Source organism: Vibrio sp. JPW-9-11-11 (assembly GCF_013369335.1).
Taxonomy (GTDB): domain Bacteria; phylum Pseudomonadota; class Gammaproteobacteria; order Enterobacterales; family Vibrionaceae; genus Vibrio.
This window is the reverse complement of the sequence record NZ_SZQJ01000036.1, coordinates 30,500-45,824: the sequence shown is the minus strand read 5'-3', so window position 1 is coordinate 45,824 and position 15,325 is coordinate 30,500. Positions and strand designations below refer to the sequence as shown.

General features: G+C 50.2%; 14 protein-coding genes. 7 read left to right on the top strand and 7 right to left on the bottom strand.

Features of this window, described 5'->3' with window-relative positions:
• Window positions 1–12: 12 nt before the first annotated feature.
• Both FCU94_RS16125 and yjeH read right to left on the bottom strand, forming a co-directional pair.
• Window positions 13–1,335, bottom strand: coding sequence for an ABC1 kinase family protein (locus tag FCU94_RS16125; RefSeq protein WP_176289500.1), 1,323 nt, complete (start codon window positions 1,333–1,335; stop codon window positions 13–15).
• 120 nt (window positions 1,336–1,455) lie between these two features.
• Entirely contained in the window at window positions 1,456–2,706 is a 1,251-nt protein-coding gene (gene yjeH, locus FCU94_RS16120) for an L-methionine/branched-chain amino acid transporter (RefSeq protein ID WP_176289499.1), read from the bottom strand.
• A 200-nt stretch (window positions 2,707–2,906) separates the two neighbouring features.
• Here yjeH and FCU94_RS16115 point away from each other — a divergent pair, with 200 nt between their 5' ends.
• The 6 genes from FCU94_RS16115 (at window position 2,907) to yddG (ending at window position 7,564) form a co-directional block, all read left to right on the top strand.
• Window positions 2,907–3,359, top strand: coding sequence for an Lrp/AsnC family transcriptional regulator (locus FCU94_RS16115; RefSeq protein ID WP_176289498.1), 453 nt, complete (start codon window positions 2,907–2,909; stop codon window positions 3,357–3,359).
• Window positions 3,349–4,269, top strand: a complete 921-nt coding sequence (locus tag FCU94_RS16110) for a LysR family transcriptional regulator (protein WP_176289497.1) — start codon at window positions 3,349–3,351, stop codon at window positions 4,267–4,269. The genes FCU94_RS16115 and FCU94_RS16110 overlap by 11 nt, the downstream gene beginning before the upstream one ends.
• Window positions 4,270–4,376: 107 nt before the next feature.
• On the top strand, window positions 4,377–4,991 hold the full coding sequence (locus FCU94_RS16105; protein WP_176289496.1) for a LysE family translocator: 615 nt from the start codon (window positions 4,377–4,379) through the stop codon (window positions 4,989–4,991).
• Window positions 4,992–5,195: 204 nt separating this feature from the next.
• Window positions 5,196–6,191: a Gfo/Idh/MocA family protein gene (locus tag FCU94_RS16100; protein WP_176289495.1), complete on the top strand. Its 996-nt coding sequence runs from the start codon at window positions 5,196–5,198 to the stop codon at window positions 6,189–6,191.
• Window positions 6,192–6,204: 13 nt separating this feature from the next.
• On the top strand, window positions 6,205–6,603 hold the full coding sequence (locus tag FCU94_RS16095) for an OsmC family protein (protein WP_176289494.1): 399 nt from the start codon (window positions 6,205–6,207) through the stop codon (window positions 6,601–6,603).
• A gap of 64 nt (window positions 6,604–6,667) precedes the next feature.
• A complete protein-coding gene (yddG, locus tag FCU94_RS16090; RefSeq protein WP_176289493.1) occupies window positions 6,668–7,564 on the top strand; it encodes an aromatic amino acid DMT transporter YddG in 897 nt (298 codons plus the stop codon).
• Between the two features lie 5 nt (window positions 7,565–7,569).
• Here yddG and FCU94_RS16085 read toward each other — a convergent pair whose 3' ends face one another.
• The gene (locus tag FCU94_RS16085) at window positions 7,570–8,046 is read right to left on the bottom strand and encodes a L,D-transpeptidase family protein (RefSeq protein ID WP_369597265.1); all 477 of its coding nucleotides are present in this window, start codon (window positions 8,044–8,046) and stop codon (window positions 7,570–7,572) included.
• A gap of 254 nt (window positions 8,047–8,300) precedes the next feature.
• Between FCU94_RS16085 and FCU94_RS16080 the strand changes: the two genes are divergently transcribed.
• On the top strand, window positions 8,301–10,427 hold the full coding sequence (locus FCU94_RS16080) for a sensor domain-containing diguanylate cyclase (RefSeq protein WP_176289491.1): 2,127 nt from the start codon (window positions 8,301–8,303) through the stop codon (window positions 10,425–10,427).
• Window positions 10,428–10,455: 28 nt separating this feature from the next.
• On the opposite strand, the gene FCU94_RS16075 is transcribed toward FCU94_RS16080, so the two are convergent.
• From FCU94_RS16075 to FCU94_RS16060, 4 genes are read right to left on the bottom strand one after another with little or no spacing between them, the layout of a single operon-like run.
• Entirely contained in the window at window positions 10,456–12,093 is a 1,638-nt protein-coding gene (locus tag FCU94_RS16075) for a BatD family protein (RefSeq protein ID WP_176289490.1), read from the bottom strand.
• Window positions 12,087–13,898, bottom strand: a complete 1,812-nt coding sequence (locus FCU94_RS16070) for a vWA domain-containing protein (RefSeq protein ID WP_176289489.1) — start codon at window positions 13,896–13,898, stop codon at window positions 12,087–12,089. Before FCU94_RS16070 ends, FCU94_RS16075 begins: the two co-directional genes overlap by 7 nt.
• Window positions 13,891–14,859, bottom strand: a complete 969-nt coding sequence (locus FCU94_RS16065; protein ID WP_176289488.1) for a vWA domain-containing protein — start codon at window positions 14,857–14,859, stop codon at window positions 13,891–13,893. The genes FCU94_RS16070 and FCU94_RS16065 overlap by 8 nt, the downstream gene beginning before the upstream one ends.
• Entirely contained in the window at window positions 14,852–15,325 is a 474-nt protein-coding gene (locus FCU94_RS16060) for a DUF4381 domain-containing protein (RefSeq protein ID WP_176289487.1), read from the bottom strand. The genes FCU94_RS16065 and FCU94_RS16060 overlap by 8 nt, the downstream gene beginning before the upstream one ends.

Genomic DNA, 15,325 nt, shown 5'->3' with positions numbered 1-15,325 from the left:
AAAAACAATACCCTATTGGTCCTGCATAGTCAGATAAGGGAGCACAAGCTGGCGAATGTTTACTTTTGCACCGATTCGTGCCGCCAATAGGTACATGCCACCAATTTTCCGGTGCAGGAAAAGGGCGTCGGCAGGTGGCGTATGCCAGTAGTCTTGTTCCATGCTTAGTATGGTGCCAGCATCGCGTAGACGCTGTGCTAGCCCACTCGCTTTAAAGTCATACTTTTCATCTACCAGCATGGGTTCACAAGCCAGATGAACCAAATCCAAAACGGCTTGGCGCTGCTCGGGGAGTATACTTTGGCTAAAGAATCCAATTTGTTCGAGCGCTTCGTTTAATCCTTGTTCATCGTTATGAATCACACTGATGAACGCTTTCTTATAGCCCGAACTGAACCGCTCGCTATAGTCACGGGTTGCGCCGAAATCGAGCAAACCGATTTGCTGACTTTCCTCGAGATAGAGATAATTGGCAAAGTTAGGATCGGTTTGCACCATTTTGAACTCAAATAGCTCCTTAAACAGCAGTTCAAGCAGAGCGTGCATGACAAAGTCACGGGTCTGCGGATTGGCGTTTTCGATACTTTCTATACTTTGCCCATCAATGAAGCTCATCGCCAACACCGACTGGGAACTGCTGTGTGAGAAAAGTTTAGGTACGACAAAATGAGGGCTGTTTTGTAAGGCCGTGCGGTAGCGCTGCATGAATTGGGCTTCACGTTGATAATCGGCTTCATCATGGAGCTGCTTTTTCGCTTCTTCAAGCAAACCTTTGTAATCGACCGATTCAGGGATCAAGCCGACGATCTTAAGCAGGGTACCGACGTTGTCGACATCACTGTCGATACTTTGGCGAATACCTGGGTATTGCACTTTTACCGCGAGCTTTTCGCCATCATCACTATAAGCTAGGTGAACTTGGCCGATTGATGCGCTGGCGACAGGCTTGAAGTTGAAGGCGAGGAACTCATTTTTCCATTCTGTACCGAGTGCATTGACTAACACCTGATTAAGCTGTTTGGCTGGCATAGGGTCAGCGCTGGATCGCAGGCGGGCCAGAATATCAGCCAGTTCAGGCTCTAAGATATCGCCAGCATCCATCGACAGCATCTGCCCAAGCTTCATGGCTGCGCCGCGCAGATGAGCGAGTTGATCAGTGAGACGCGACACATTTTGTGGTGTGAGGAGAAGGTCACGAGCCTTGGGGCGATTGCCTTGAACAATTTGTTTGGTACCTTCGCTCAGTACATTGCCTGCCACGCGAGTAGCGAGTGAGGCAAATTTTCCCAATCTTGAAAGTCGGTGAGTAGGTAGGCTACGTTCTTTGGTTGGCATATCTCTTCTCCCTGTCGCTGATAGAGTTATACGGAAAAAGCGCTGAGTTGGATACAAGTAGAGGAAAATAAAAAGCATCCGTTGAAGTGGTGCTTTTTAATTGCGGTTGTTGATCACAACTTAGCTTGGTCTGGCTACGCGCCACCTTCCCCAAGGCAAATTGAGTAAGCCAAACACCACAACCGCGTAGAGCATAGACCAACCTAAACAGAGAAACACGGCGCTGCACAATAGCAATGCTACGCCCGCTAGGGCACGGCCGAATCCAGTCAGCAGTTTAAAGGCAGCTAACATCGCCAGTAAATAGACCAGTACGAAAATCCCGTTGGCCAGTTTGAGGAAAAACTCAAGATTCAATCCAGATACATCGCCAGCCACACAAGAGAGCGCCACAACGCCGCCCACGGCGAGAGTCGCATTGGCCGGAACGCCGCGAATCGATAAACGGGCGATTCCGCTGGCAGGGTTATAGTCGCGCGCTTGCGCCCACAGCATCCGAGACAGGCTTTGGGTATACAGGTTGACACTAGCGAAGCAGGCGGCAAATCCGATAACGCTGATCAATATTTTAAATTGAGTGCCAAACAGCTGTTCAGATAGCCAAGGAATCGACGCGCTGTCAAAGTCGGCGCTGCCGTAGGCGCCCATTTTGAGAATGATCACCGAACAGAGCCAATAGGTCGCCCCGGCTACAAAGCAACCGATAATAATCGCAATGGGAAAGTCTCTATGTGGATTTTTAAACTCTTCTCCCATATGAGCAAAGGCCTCGATACCGACAAAACACCAGAACATCACACCCAAAGCCACGCCAATCGATGCGATGCCGGATGAGGTCAGCGTAGGCAGGGCAAGGTCGGCAGGGGATAAGTCTCCTTGCCACCAAAACGCGCCAATCAGAGCGAAGATAACGATGGCAATCACGCTTTGCAGTTGACCGGATGATTTTGCCCCTGCGAGATTAACTCCGACCAGTAACGCGACGGTGAGTAACTGAGCAAACAGCGAAGAACTGAGGTTGAACGGCAGTAGTGGCTGGAGAAAACCAGCGGCCAGAGCGATGGCAGCCGGCACCCCGACGGGAATTACACTCAAAAACAACCAAGCGACGCTTTTTTCTAGGCGTGGGTTAAACGCTTTACGAACAAAAAAGGCGGTCCCACCTGCGTTGGGGTAGCGTTTACCCAATTGGGCGAAGGTTAAGCCTATCGGACAGATCGCGACAAACAAGATCAGCCAAGCCCATAAAGAGAAGTGGCCGGCAATTCCTGCTGCAATCGCCGGGACCATAAATAACCCTGTCCCAAGTAACGTGGTGGATAACTGACCGATACCGGACAGTAAGGTAATGTCTTGTTTTAACTCGCTCATGATGCTCTCCCTGCACCTTATTGTGTTTTTGCCAGCTTATCTCAACCGCCTGATTGGTGCAGTAGTCATTTCGTCGCAGTCGGCCGTCATTTTGTCGTTTTTTCACGGGACAAATGGCGATTTGTCTGCTTTTCAGAGCGCGGGTTTTGTGTCACATTGCCTTGAACCAACAGGATAAGTTGGCAATTAGGAAGTAAGAAATGGATAAGTTTGATCAACAGATTATTAAGCAACTCACCCTGAATGCGCGTGCTAGCGTCAGTGATATTGCCCGTCAAGTGAACTTGTCGCGCAGCGCCGTCACGGCCCGAATTCAAAAACTCGAAAATGAACGCGTTATTTTGGGCTACCATGCCGACATCGCACAGCAGAATGACAAAGAGCGAATCAAAGCCTATTTGGCGCTCAAGTTTGACATGTCGGGCTCTCGTCAGTACTGCGAAGTGTATGCTGAGCGGATTTATCAGATAGATGGGGTCAAGTGGTGTCACGCGATCAGTGGCGAGACCGATATGATGTTGTATGTTGAGGTCGACACCATGACACGACTTAATGCGATTCGCGACGAACTGCAGCAAATTCCTGAGTTACGCCATCTTATGACCCATACTGTCCTCACTGAATTTTTCAATACCCTCAATCATGCTCAATAACATTAATCTCAATCTTCTGCGCTCGCTGCACGTCCTATTGGAGGAGTGTCATGTGAGTCACGCCGCGCAGAGGCTCAACTTAACTCAGTCGGCGGTCAGCCGTCAGTTGTCTCAACTGCGTGATTTATGTGGTGATCCTTTGCTGGTCAGAGAAGGCAACCAGCTTGTTGCCACACCGCGAGCCGTCTCAATGCAGCCGAAACTTCGTGAGTTACTCGAGCAGTTTGACCAGTTGATGGCTGACAAGCCTTTTGACCCCGCGCTGTGGCAACAGGAATTTGTCATCTCATCGAGTGATTACGTGGCTCAATATATACTCCCCGACGTGGTGGCGGTAATGGTTGAGCAAGCGCCACACGTCAACATTGCTTACCGACTTTGGCAACCCGATTATTTGGACCGCTTTGAACAGAGCGGCATTCACTTAGCCTCGACCATGCTGGCGCAGCCGCCATCGCAGTTGAGCAGTATCGCGCTTGGACAAGACAATTCGGTCTGTCTGATGCGCCGAGGGCATCCGCTCGATAGCGAACCGCCCCTAACTTGTGAGTGTCTGGTGGGTTATCCACACTTAAAAGTAACCGGCGGTGGAGATAAGGATAGTCACGCAGACGTTGCGTTAAAGCAGCAGGGCTATCAACGACGCATCGCGCTCAAAGTGCCTTTTTTCTCGGCGGCCGTGAATGCACTGTTGACGAGTGACTATCTGATGATCGTGCCCGAACACATTGCGCGCAATCTCTCGCGCAACTATCCACTTGCGTATCGTGATTTACCGGTAACCAGCGAGCCGCATCGTTATTGGTTAATGTGGCACCCTAAGTTTGACCAAGATAAAGCGCACCAATGGATGCGCCACAATGTTCTCAACGCGATGCAAAGCTCGTCTTACTCAATCGGTATGATTTAAAATCATTACTTAAATGAGTAACTTTGATTTCAAATCATTATTGAGCTCAGTTATCTTGAGTTGATAGGGCGTGCTGTACGCTAGTTGACGATGAAAGGATAGATAGTATGACACTCACGGTGTGGTTTTCACTGTTTACAATCTGCTTGCTGGGCGCAATGTCTCCTGGCCCGAGCTTGGCTATGGTCGCCAAGCACAGCTTAGCAGGCGGAAGGCTGAATGGGCTTGCGACCGCGTGGGCACACGCTTTCGGCATTGGTATTTATGCATTTGTCACCTTGATTGGGTTAGCCGTTGTGCTGCAACAATCTCCTCTGCTGTTTAAAACCATCAGTTACGCAGGTGCGGCGTATTTGGCTTATTTGGGATATAACGCGCTTCGATCTAAAGGTGGAGTGGCGGCAAGGCTGGAGTCTGGGAAGCATACAACGGTGTGGCAATCGGCGCGCGAAGGTTTTTTGATTTCGCTACTCAGTCCTAAAATTGCGTTGTTCTTTATCGCACTGTTTAGTCAGTTTGTCGCGGTCGGTGACAGTGTGGCCGCGAAAAGTGTTATTGTGGCTACGCCGCTAGTGGTCGATGGTTTGTGGTACACCGTCATCACTTTTTTGCTTTCCAGTCCCAAATTAATTGATAGAATCCGGGCTAAAGCATTATTAATCGACCGTTTGTCGGGCGCCGTATTGATCCTACTGGCAATACGTGTGGTTTGGACGGTGTAATAACAATCAGAATAAGTCTCTGGTGATTCTTGCTGGTTAAAATCGCTGATAGCTTGGTTATAGATTTTGTAGGTAGGTCAACTCGCTACAAAATCAGTGCCTTGCTCTAAGCGATTTTACTGCGCAATGATCTGCACAGCGACTTGTCCCGATTGGTATAAAACGGTTTGCCCTAGCCCTGTGCTCGGGCTAGGGAGAACAAATATGATCAGACTAGCAGTGATCGGGACCAATTGGATTACCGATCAATTCATTCAAGCGGCGTTAAAGTCGGGCAAGTACGAGTTGAGCGGTGTCTATTCTCGTTCGCTCGAGAGTGCACAGCAGTTCGCGCAAAAGTATGCTTCACCAGAACTATTTGATGATCTGCAAACCCTCGCTCAATCTGACGCCATCGATGCTGTGTATATTGCTAGCCCAAATGCTTTGCATGGACCGCAGGCGATCGAGATGATGCAAGCGGGCAAGCATGTGATTGTCGAAAAGCCGATGGCCGCCAATTATGCTTTGGCGCAGCAGATGTTTGAGGTCGCACGTCAAAACGATGTGATTCTATTTGAAGCGTTTATGTCGCCGCATCTTCCCAACTTTAAACGCTTGAAAACCTCATTAAGTTCGATTGGCCAAGTTCGTAAAGCCTTGATCACTTACTGTCAGTATTCGTCTCGCTACCCTAAATACCTGGCGGGTGACAACCCTAACACCTTTAATCCAGCCTTTGCCAATGGGTCAATCATGGACATCGGCTTTTACTGCTTGAGTTCGGCGGTCGAGCTATTTGGTGCGCCAACCTCAGTGCAAGCACAAGCGCAGCTGCTCGACTCAGGCGTTGATGGTAGCGGTAGCGTGATCATGAGCTACGACGGTTTTGAAGTCGTACTGCAGCATTCTAAAACCAGCGATTCTTATCTACCGAGTGAGATACAAGGTGAAGAGGGCGCATTGTTGGTTGAGATGATCTCGACCGCGAAAAAAGTTACCAAGTACACTCGAGGAAGCGACATCGGGATTGACTTGAGTGTCAAACAAGACGCTAATCCCATGTACTACGAGGCACTCGAGTTTGCGCAGCAGTATCAACAGCAAGCAATGAATGATGCTTGCACACAGCGCTCGTTAATTGTGGCAAAATTGCTTGAAGAGATTCGTCGCCAGACGGGGGTCGTCTTTCCAAGCGACGATCTGAAAAATAACAGCTAAAAGAGAGTAATAGATGCAAGCAGAAGTAAAATGGGTCGAAGAGTTTAAGTTTTTAGGCCAATCTCAGTCAGGCCACTCTGTGGTTATGGATGGTAATGGCGGCGCAACGGCGCCGAGTCCAATGGAGATGGTTTTGATGGCGGCTGGAGGCTGCAGCTCGGTAGATGTGGTCGACGGCCTGAAAGAAGCCAATCAAGCGGTAACAGGTTGCGTCGCTAAGCTCACAACAGAGCGTCGTGACACCGCGCCGCGTATTTATACTCGTGTGAACGTTCACTTCGAAGTACAGGGTGACCAGCTTAACCCTGACATTGTGGCCAAAGTGGCGGCTGACTCACTCGAGAAGTACTGCTCTGTATGCTTGATGTTGGGTAAAGGCGTTGAAATGACCCATAGCTGGGAAATTATCTAGTTTGATTCTTTACAACCTAGGCCGAGCGCTGAGCTCGGCTTTTTTGTTTTAGTTGGCAATAATAATGATTAAAAGCGCACATAAATTCACGCTCGCAGGAATCGCGGCGATCTTACTTTGGAGTAGCGTCATGGGGTTCGCGCGCGCGGTGACGGAAATGCTCGGACCGGTTGGCGGCGCCGCGTCTATTTACACCGTCGCTTCACTGTTTCTGTTACTTGTAATGGGAATTCCTAAAATCCGTCACTATTCATTGCGTTATGTATTGATAGGTGGTGGGCTGTTTGTCGCGTATGAAATCTGTTTAGCGCTTGCTTTAGCGATGGCAAACTCGCGCCAACAAGCGGTAGAAATGCTGGTGATTAATTACTTATGGCCGGCGTTAACTGTGCTGCTGGCGGTGTTGACCAGTGGCAAAAAAACCAGCCTGTGGGTGTACCCAAGTATCGCGCTGGCGTTTTTTGGGGTCGCTTGGAGTATTACTGGCGATCAAGGGTTAACCGTCGGTCAAATCGCGGCTAATGTCGCGACCAATCCCGCCACTTATACGATGGCGTTTGTGGGCGCCTTTTTATGGGCGATCTACTGTAACCTCACAAAGAGAATAGCCAACGGGCAGAATGCGATTACCCTATTCTTTGTCATGACTGCGATGACGCTGTGGCTTAAATACGCATTGAGTGATGAAACGGGGATGAGTCTCAACTTAGAGTCGGGGTCTCTGCTGCTGATCTCCGGTATCGCGATGGGCAGTGGTTATGCGCTGTGGAACTACGCCATCATTGGCGGAAATATGGTGTTGCTGGCGACGTTATCTTATTTTACTCCGGTGCTGTCGACGGTGATCTCGTCAATGATCTTGGGGTTGGTGCTTAGTCCAAGCTTTCTTCAAGGTGTGGTGATGGTGACTATTGGCTCGCTATTGTGCTGGTGGGTGACTCGGGAAAAAACGGCGCATTAAAGGCACTACCACTCGATCTCTATCGGTGTGCCCATGGTCACCAAACTCAGCAGCTCATCCATTTCTTGATTTGTGATGGCAATGCACCCATCGGTCCAGTCAAAGCTTTGTACAAAATTGGCTGGGCGCTGCTCCCCGTTTTTCAAGCCATGAATTTTAATATCGCCACCGGGGTCGAGGTTGAGCCGCGTAGCGTAGTCGATGTCGGTTTGGTTGGGGTAGCTGATATGAATGGAGCGATAAAATTCAGATTGTTCGAGAACAAAGTCGAGATAATACCGGCCTTCTGGTGTGCGTTTATCGCCCTCGCGAATCTTATGGCCTTTGGGGCGTTTGCCTAGGGCAATCCGATACTCTTTGACGACGTGTTGGCCGTCGAACAAATACATCCTACGTTTAGATTTATCCACCTTAATGAGATCGACCTGCGCGGCGCTATGAGCACAAACCAATAAACACAGCAGGGATAGCCACCTCAACACATTGCCTTCCTTTTGACTCATCTCACGTTACAGGTACTGGATAAAGATTGTGGATGATGACGACGCACAATAGCAACATATAGGGTGCAATCATGCGGATAAAAATGCGTGAATTGCTGCTCTGTTCAAGTCTCGGCAAGTTGCTCACAGCAAAATGCGAGTCACTTAACAGGCGATGACAAATACATTTGATTGCATAGCACCAACTGATAATTTTTATCTGTCAGAATCCATCAAAGGTTTAGTCGCGCGCTATGTTGCCCCGTTCGTTACTCAAAGATATTTTGTCAGCTAGAAATCAGCGTTATTTGGCCAATGCTCTGTTCCAGTATCTTGAGCAAGTGCTAACGCCCAAGCATATGGCCATCTTTTCCGAGCCCAAGGACGCTCAGCCAGCGGAGCTACTCTACGCTTATGGTCAACCCGCTTCCCTTAACGACTACCCAGGGACGTTTTGGGCCTGGGTGTGCCAGTTTGACACTTCGGACGGTTTAATTCCGCTGGCGATGAATACTTGCCAGTGGCGCTACCGAACCATCATGGGCGCGCACAGTTATATATTCATGCTCGACAACCACCCGGGAAAGCGCATTTACTTAGTGGTAGAGAGCCTCAAAGCATCGTCACTAGATACTCTCAATGAGAGCCGTCAATTGGACGCTCTGCAAATCATCGCCGCGCGCTGGCAGTGTGTCCGCGCCGAAACCGAAGCGGCGAAAGAGTTTAAGCAGCGTGATATTAAAGAAGCCAAATATCTCGATGTTATCAAGCAGCGTGAGTTGTTTATCGATAACATGAAGTTGGTCCAAGCGGTGGCGGTGGAAATCTCTAACCCGGCTAACTTAGATGAACTGTATAAACAGGCAGTGGAAGTGATTCGCGACCGATTGGGGTTCGACCGCGTGTCCTTCATGCTGCTCGATATTAAAAAACGTAGCTTTAACGGGACTTACGGCACGGACGAGCAAGGGAAGACCGTCAGTGAGCACCATACGCAGTTTGATCTGCACCAGTTGGAAGAGACGTACATTAACGCGCTTTTTGAAGGCAAAGAGACTTTAGTCGTCGTAGAAGACGCGCCGCTGTATACCGCAGGCAACGTGATTGGCCAGGGTTGGAATGGAATGTTGATCTTGCGCGATGGTGAAGCGATCATCGGTTGGATCGCTATGGATAACTATATCAACCGTACCCCTATCACCAGCTACCAAAAGCAGATGTTGGAGTCGTTTGCCTCACTACTGGCGCAGATTTATATTCGCAAACGTCAAGAGCAAAATGTGCGTATGTTGCACACCAGTATGGTCGAGTTGTCTCGTTGTATGACCGTTAGTGAAGTGTGTAAGTCGGCGGTGACGTTTGCGATTAACCGACTGGGTATAGACCGATTCGCAGTGTTTCTGACCGATAAGGATTGTACTCATATGCAAGGTACTTGGGGGACAGATATCCAAGGGAATGTGGTCGATGAGTCATATTATCGTTCGGAAACCGTTGATCGCTCAATTGTCAGTGCGGCGCGCATAAACCCGAATGATGTGGTGTTTGAAGAGTCGGTGCCCATTTATCATGACTTTCATATTGTCGGTTTTGGCTGGACAGCCATGACCATGCTGGTAAGTAATAGTGGCGAGCCCATCGCTTTTATTGCCGCTGATAACTTACTCAAACGCACGCCGCTCACCCACCAACTGCGCGAAATGATCCGCATGTTTGCCTCGAACTTGACCGAAGTGTTGCTGAGAACCCGTGCTCAGCAAGCGATCCACGAAATGAATGAGAACCTTGAACAAGAGGTCAAGGCACGTACTCGTGAGCTACAACAAGCCAATGAACAGCTCGACGCCCTATCAAAACTCGATCCTCTCACACGGCTGGGTAACCGCCGAATGCTGGATTCATTGCTAGAAGATTTGTGTATTGAACAAGAGCGCATACCGCGTTGCTACGGGTTAATCTTGGTTGATATTGATTTTTTCGGCTTGTACAACAACCATTATGGTCACTTGCAGGGCGATATTGCACTGATGCGTGTTGGGAGTGTTCTATCTCAGCATACACAAGGAGAGCGTGAAGTGTTTTGCCGAATTGGCGGTGAAGAGTTTGCTCTATTGATGATTACCGACCAGCCACATTGTGTGGCGACTTTGTCTGAAAGTATTCGTGCCAGTATCGAACAAGAAAATATCGCCCATAGCCAGAGCGAGATTCACTCATCGCTAACGGTGTCTGTCGGGTATTCGGTGATTGAAGTCAGCCAAGATAAGTTTAATTTTGATCAGCTATACAACGCTGCTGACCGAGGGCTTTATCAAGCCAAGCACGAAGGACGAAATCAAGTGTTTGGGTCAGTCTCTCTGCTGGAGAAAAAAACCGAATAAACAGGTCGCCATGTCGCGACCTGTTCGTTTACAACTCAGCCAGTGGGGGCTGTTTACTGCTGGTCTTACAGGTTTGGGCGTGTTTCAGCAGCTTAAGCAGCCCATCGGGTTGCCATTCATGGGCCTGTTGGCTATAGCGACTTTGGTTCATTTGCGCAATCTGTTGGCCGATGGCATCACGTGTGGAGATCGCCAAATCTGGGTTTGCATCCAACCAGCGATTTATTAGCAAATTGGCATTAACGAAATCTTGGTTTCTCAACGCTTGCTCAATCGAAGGGTCCGTTTGGTGGTGTGTTGGCCCCTGCGAGCGGCTATGTGGGTTTTTCCGCAACATGCGGTAGCCCAATCCCACTGTTGTCAACCACAACAGAGCAAACAAGGCGGTAAGATAGGGCCAAAAACCAGCATCGTACACGGTTTTAATCTCAGCAGCGCGCCCTGGGCTAGCAGCAGGTAGTACGACCTCTTGGTTGATCTCTTTTGCGGGCATAACCTGGAGCGTTAACCCCGGCAATATACTGGTTTGTTGCTCGTTGTTCACGCTGTCCCACCAGTTAAGCGTCACTTGATCAAGGCGGATTTCGCCCGATTGTTGTGGGATCAGAACCTGCTTCACAGTCATTCGTGTTAACCCATTGTCGAGCTGACTAAACTGCGGCTTTTCTTGATACACCCGCAAGCTCGATGGAGCCGATAGCACTAGGTCGGGAAAACGCTCCGACGCGAGTCCTTGAATATCCAGTGTAATTTCTCGACTGAGTGATTCACCTACAGGGGTGGTGTAAACGGCGTCGGTCGCGACGGGTTGACCTTGTGAGTCCCGCCACTGTTGGCTGAGCTCTAACTGAGAGGCGGGGAGCCACTGCCCTTGATATTGAGAAGGCACGGGCAGCACTTCAAGTGATAGTCGAGCGGGCTCTGTGTTGGCCGATACCAGTTTTGTGGTGCCACTGCGATTATCGCCATAAACGATGCTGCCGTTAAAGCCAATGCCACGTATCTCAAACGTCCCCGCTTTTTCGGCGGTTAGGCGGTATTTTTGGTCGACAATCGTTACCTCAACGCCGTCGAGAACGCTTTGATATTGATTGGCTTCGCCAATGGAAGTCAGCGAGACGCCGCTGGCTTTCGGCGGTACTATGGCTGGGTTTTGTAGTCGCCTCGGGTCTGTTTTTATGATTAGGCGAGTCGCAAGCACGCTACTCTCACTCGGATAAAGCTGTGTGCGCTCCAAATGGCTTTGGACTTCAATCAAATCACTCAGCACAGGTTGGTCACTGTCCATGGTGACTTGAATCGCAATTGGTTGAGATTGAGCACCATCAATCACAAACGCAGGAATTTTGGCGATGCCTAAGCGCTGCGCGGCCAAACTAATGTTCCATTCACTTCGCGTACTGCGGTCACCATTAATGATATTCACTGAACTACCAAAGCTGGGTTTACCAATATAGAAATCTTGCTCAAGTGCAGATAAGTCGATGGCGTCGGAAGAGACACGCTTATCGACCACGATGCGGAGTTGAAAGACTTCGTTTTTAACCACTTTGTTTTTGCTTACCGTAGCGACGACTGTGGTGGCCCAACTTTGAGCGCTGACCATCAGCAGTGCGAAGGCAAGGAGGCGTACTGCATGTGATGTTACGGATTGGATACTTACCATTTCTTACCTGTCCCTTGCGGAGGTTGTTTTTGCTGGGCTTGCAGCAGCAGTTGCGCGCGCAGTAAGCGGCTCGGATCTCGTGCATCTTCAACCTGCTGCAACTTACGTAGGTCGGGATCAATAGAGGTACTGCTGCTCGGCTCTCCTTGCGGATTACCTTGGCTGTCTGACGAGTCAGCTTGGGCTGCGGGTGAACTCGAACTTGAGGGCGTCTGGTTAGGCTCAGACTCTGGTTCATCAAGAGCCGCTTGTGTTTGCGGTTCAGCACTGGCGGACTCGTCGCTTTGATCTTGCTGAGGTGGATGACCGTCGCTTGGCTCTGTTTTCGCTTGCTGGGTCTGAGCGGACTCGCCCCCTGCTTGTTGTGACGACGAATCTTGTCCTTGACTCTCTGGTTGAGAAGACTCACCTTGTTGCTGTTGCTGTTGCTGTTGCTGTTGCTGTTGCTGTTGCTGTTGCTGTTGCTGTTGCTGTTGCAGCGCCTTATTGACCACGTCTAAGTTGTGCTGCGCATCTTGATGGTCGGGATGCTGCTGTAAAATGTCTTGATAAATTTGCTGTGCGGTTTCAAGTTGTCCATCTTGTGCGTACGCATTGGCCAAGTTATAGCGGCTGTCGATATCGCTGGCATTCTCTAGCGCCTCAATCGCTTGTTTATAGTGGCCAGCTTGGTAATGGGCAGCGGCGCGCCATTGTTTCTGCGTAAACTGCTCCGCAGCGTCGCTGTAGCGACCTGCTTGATAGAGCTGCCAAGCTTGTTGGTCGCTGGTTTTCCACGGTGATGCGAGTGCGGGTTGAGGGGAGACCAATGGTATTGCCATCACCAATAGGCCAAATAGAACACCGCGGCGAAACAGTGCCAAAGAAGCGATGATCAGCAGGGGCAATAACCAATAGCCTTGATTAACTCGCTCGGTGAGGCTCGGGCTTGAAGCCGTCGTTTGTGCCTGCTCAACCCCAGTGGTAACAGACAATACCTGCTCGACATCACGGTTGGTGAGCTGAATGGGGATAAACTGTCCACCAAGCTGTGAAGTAAGTGCGCGCATGTTGTCAAAATTTGACTTTGCCACAACGGGTTGACCATTATCCAGTGCCATCAAGCGACCATCACTAAGTTGAATCGGTGCGCCACTGCGGCTGCCAATCCCGAGAATAGTCAAACGCCAGGCGGAGCCCTCCAGCAGTGTTGCCACTCGCTCCATCTCGCTATCATCGAGGTCGTCGGCGAGCAAAACAATATCGCCAGTGTTTATCGCGGCATTGTTCATCATCTCAATCGCCAGTGCGACACCGCGGCTGGCATCGGCGCCAGGATAGGGCATCAGTTCTGGCGTGAGATTGGGCAGCAGGTTAATGATGGTTTGAGTGTCGCTCGTCAACGGTGTGACGCGGTAGGCGTCTCCGGCGTAGGCCACCAGTCCAGTCATCCCCTCTTGCCAACCGTTAAGTAGATCGGTGAGCTTAAAGCGCGCCTGGGTTAAGCGGTTAGGTTTAATGTCGTTGGCGTACATCGACATCGACATATCCAAAACCACAACGCGAGCGCTGCTGTTGCTAAAGCTTGGTCGCTCTTGTTGACTGATACTCGGGCCGCTTAACGCGACGAGGGCGATAACGCCAGACAGCGCTACTGCCCAGCGCACTGCTTTTGATGATGGTGCGTGAGCGCTCTTCATCGCTTGTGCCAAATGCGGGGCGATTAAGCTGGCTTTCGCGCGCGATTGCTTGAGCCAAAACATCAACCCTAGCCAAGGGATAATGGCCAATAACCACCCAGGATAAAGCAAGGTAAAATCAGACACGATTCCTCCTCATCACTAGGATCAAGGTACCAAGAATAAAGGCCAAACCAAGTGGTAGCGTAAACCACTCGGTTTGTGGTCGCCAAGTTTGGGTCGCCGCACTGATCGGCTCTAAGCTATTGATGGTGTCGTAGATGGTTGCTAGTTCGTCGGCGTTGCGCGCACGGAAGTACTGGCCGCCCGTGGCGTTCGCAATGGCGATTAAGCTTTTCTCGTCGAGGTCTTGAGCCGTATTGACTTTGCGGGTCATAAAAAATTCTTTGACCATCATTTCCCCTGCACCGACGCCTATGGTGTAGATAGTAGCGTTATACTTATTGGCGATCTTGGCCGCCTCGATGGGTTCGAGTACGCCAGAAGTATTGCCGCCATCACTAAGCAGGACAATGACGCGTTGCGGGGCGTCGCTATCAATAAAGGTTTTGGTCGCGAGTCCGATGCCGTCACCTAGTGCGGTTTTGTCGCCGATTAAACGCAGCACCAAACTCTCTACCTGTTCAGCAATGGCTGTTCTATCTAGCGTCAATGGACTTTGTAAATAAGCGTGGTCGGCAAACAGTACGAGACCTAACCGGTCCCCTTGACGCTGTTTAGCAAAGTCGCTAACGACTTGTTTCATCGCGCTTAGCCGGTCAATATACTCGTCGCCAAGACGCATATCTTGTTGGTTCATTGAGTAAGAGAGGTCGAGCACTAACATCAAATCGCGGTGCTTAGGCTGGGTGGTGACAGGGTCGCCATACCATACCGGCCGAGCCAGCGCGGTAATCAAGGTAAGCCAAAAACAGCCGGCAAGCAGCTTAATCAGCCAATGGCTTGCTGATCGCTGAGAGAGGTTGCTCGGCAGATAAGCCAAATGAATCGTCGCGGCCTTTTTAATTGGCGGCGTGAGTCGATAGACAATAATAGGTAGTGGCAATAGGATAAATGCCCACCACCAAACGAAGCTAAGGTTAGCCACGCTTAACTCTCCCTCTTTTCGGCGGTAGTGCTTGGGAAACCCAGTCGTTGCACTGTTGAATGAGATGCGGCGCATTGTTGACTGGCTGCTTGCTGTATAGGGCTTGTTGCCACTCATCATAGTGTTCAACAAAGCAAGGTTGGGCCATTTGGCTATCAAGAAAGTGGTACCACTCCTTGCCCGTTAGTTGTGCAATCTCTTCTCTTGGGTAGTAGCACAGGGCGGTCTGGCGCACCAGTTCAATGGCTTCTGACGGTTTTTGCCCATTGGCGAGCAAGCGTAAGGCGGTTTTTTTCGGCGCTAAGCGCTTTTTATTCCAGCGAATCAGCGCAACGACGATCAGCACAGCAACGAGAAATGCGGCTAATGTAGCCCACCATCCCCATGCCAAAGGGAACCAGCTTGGAGGGGGCGGTAAGTGCAGCGCGTTTAGGGGGAGAAGTGAAGATTGAGTCTCGGTGCTCAT

What these genes read in the sequence shown, in the direction of transcription:
- FCU94_RS16080 (WP_176289491.1), top strand. Translation starts at nt 8,301, where the DNA reads ATGTTGCCCCGTTCGTTACTCAAAGATATTTTGTCAGCTAGAAATCAG.
- FCU94_RS16125 (WP_176289500.1), bottom strand. Translation starts at nt 1,335, where the DNA reads ATGCCAACCAAAGAACGTAGCCTACCTACTCACCGACTTTCAAGATTG.
- FCU94_RS16115 (WP_176289498.1), top strand. Translation starts at nt 2,907, where the DNA reads ATGGATAAGTTTGATCAACAGATTATTAAGCAACTCACCCTGAATGCG.
- yddG (WP_176289493.1), top strand. Translation starts at nt 6,668, where the DNA reads ATGATTAAAAGCGCACATAAATTCACGCTCGCAGGAATCGCGGCGATC.
- FCU94_RS16060 (WP_176289487.1), bottom strand. Translation starts at nt 15,325, where the DNA reads ATGAGCACCGAGACTCAATCTTCACTTCTCCCCCTAAACGCGCTGCAC.
- yjeH (WP_176289499.1), bottom strand. Translation starts at nt 2,706, where the DNA reads ATGAGCGAGTTAAAACAAGACATTACCTTACTGTCCGGTATCGGTCAG.
- FCU94_RS16095 (WP_176289494.1), top strand. Translation starts at nt 6,205, where the DNA reads ATGCAAGCAGAAGTAAAATGGGTCGAAGAGTTTAAGTTTTTAGGCCAA.
- FCU94_RS16110 (WP_176289497.1), top strand. Translation starts at nt 3,349, where the DNA reads ATGCTCAATAACATTAATCTCAATCTTCTGCGCTCGCTGCACGTCCTA.
- FCU94_RS16105 (WP_176289496.1), top strand. Translation starts at nt 4,377, where the DNA reads ATGACACTCACGGTGTGGTTTTCACTGTTTACAATCTGCTTGCTGGGC.
- FCU94_RS16100 (WP_176289495.1), top strand. Translation starts at nt 5,196, where the DNA reads ATGATCAGACTAGCAGTGATCGGGACCAATTGGATTACCGATCAATTC.
- FCU94_RS16075 (WP_176289490.1), bottom strand. Translation starts at nt 12,093, where the DNA reads ATGGTAAGTATCCAATCCGTAACATCACATGCAGTACGCCTCCTTGCC.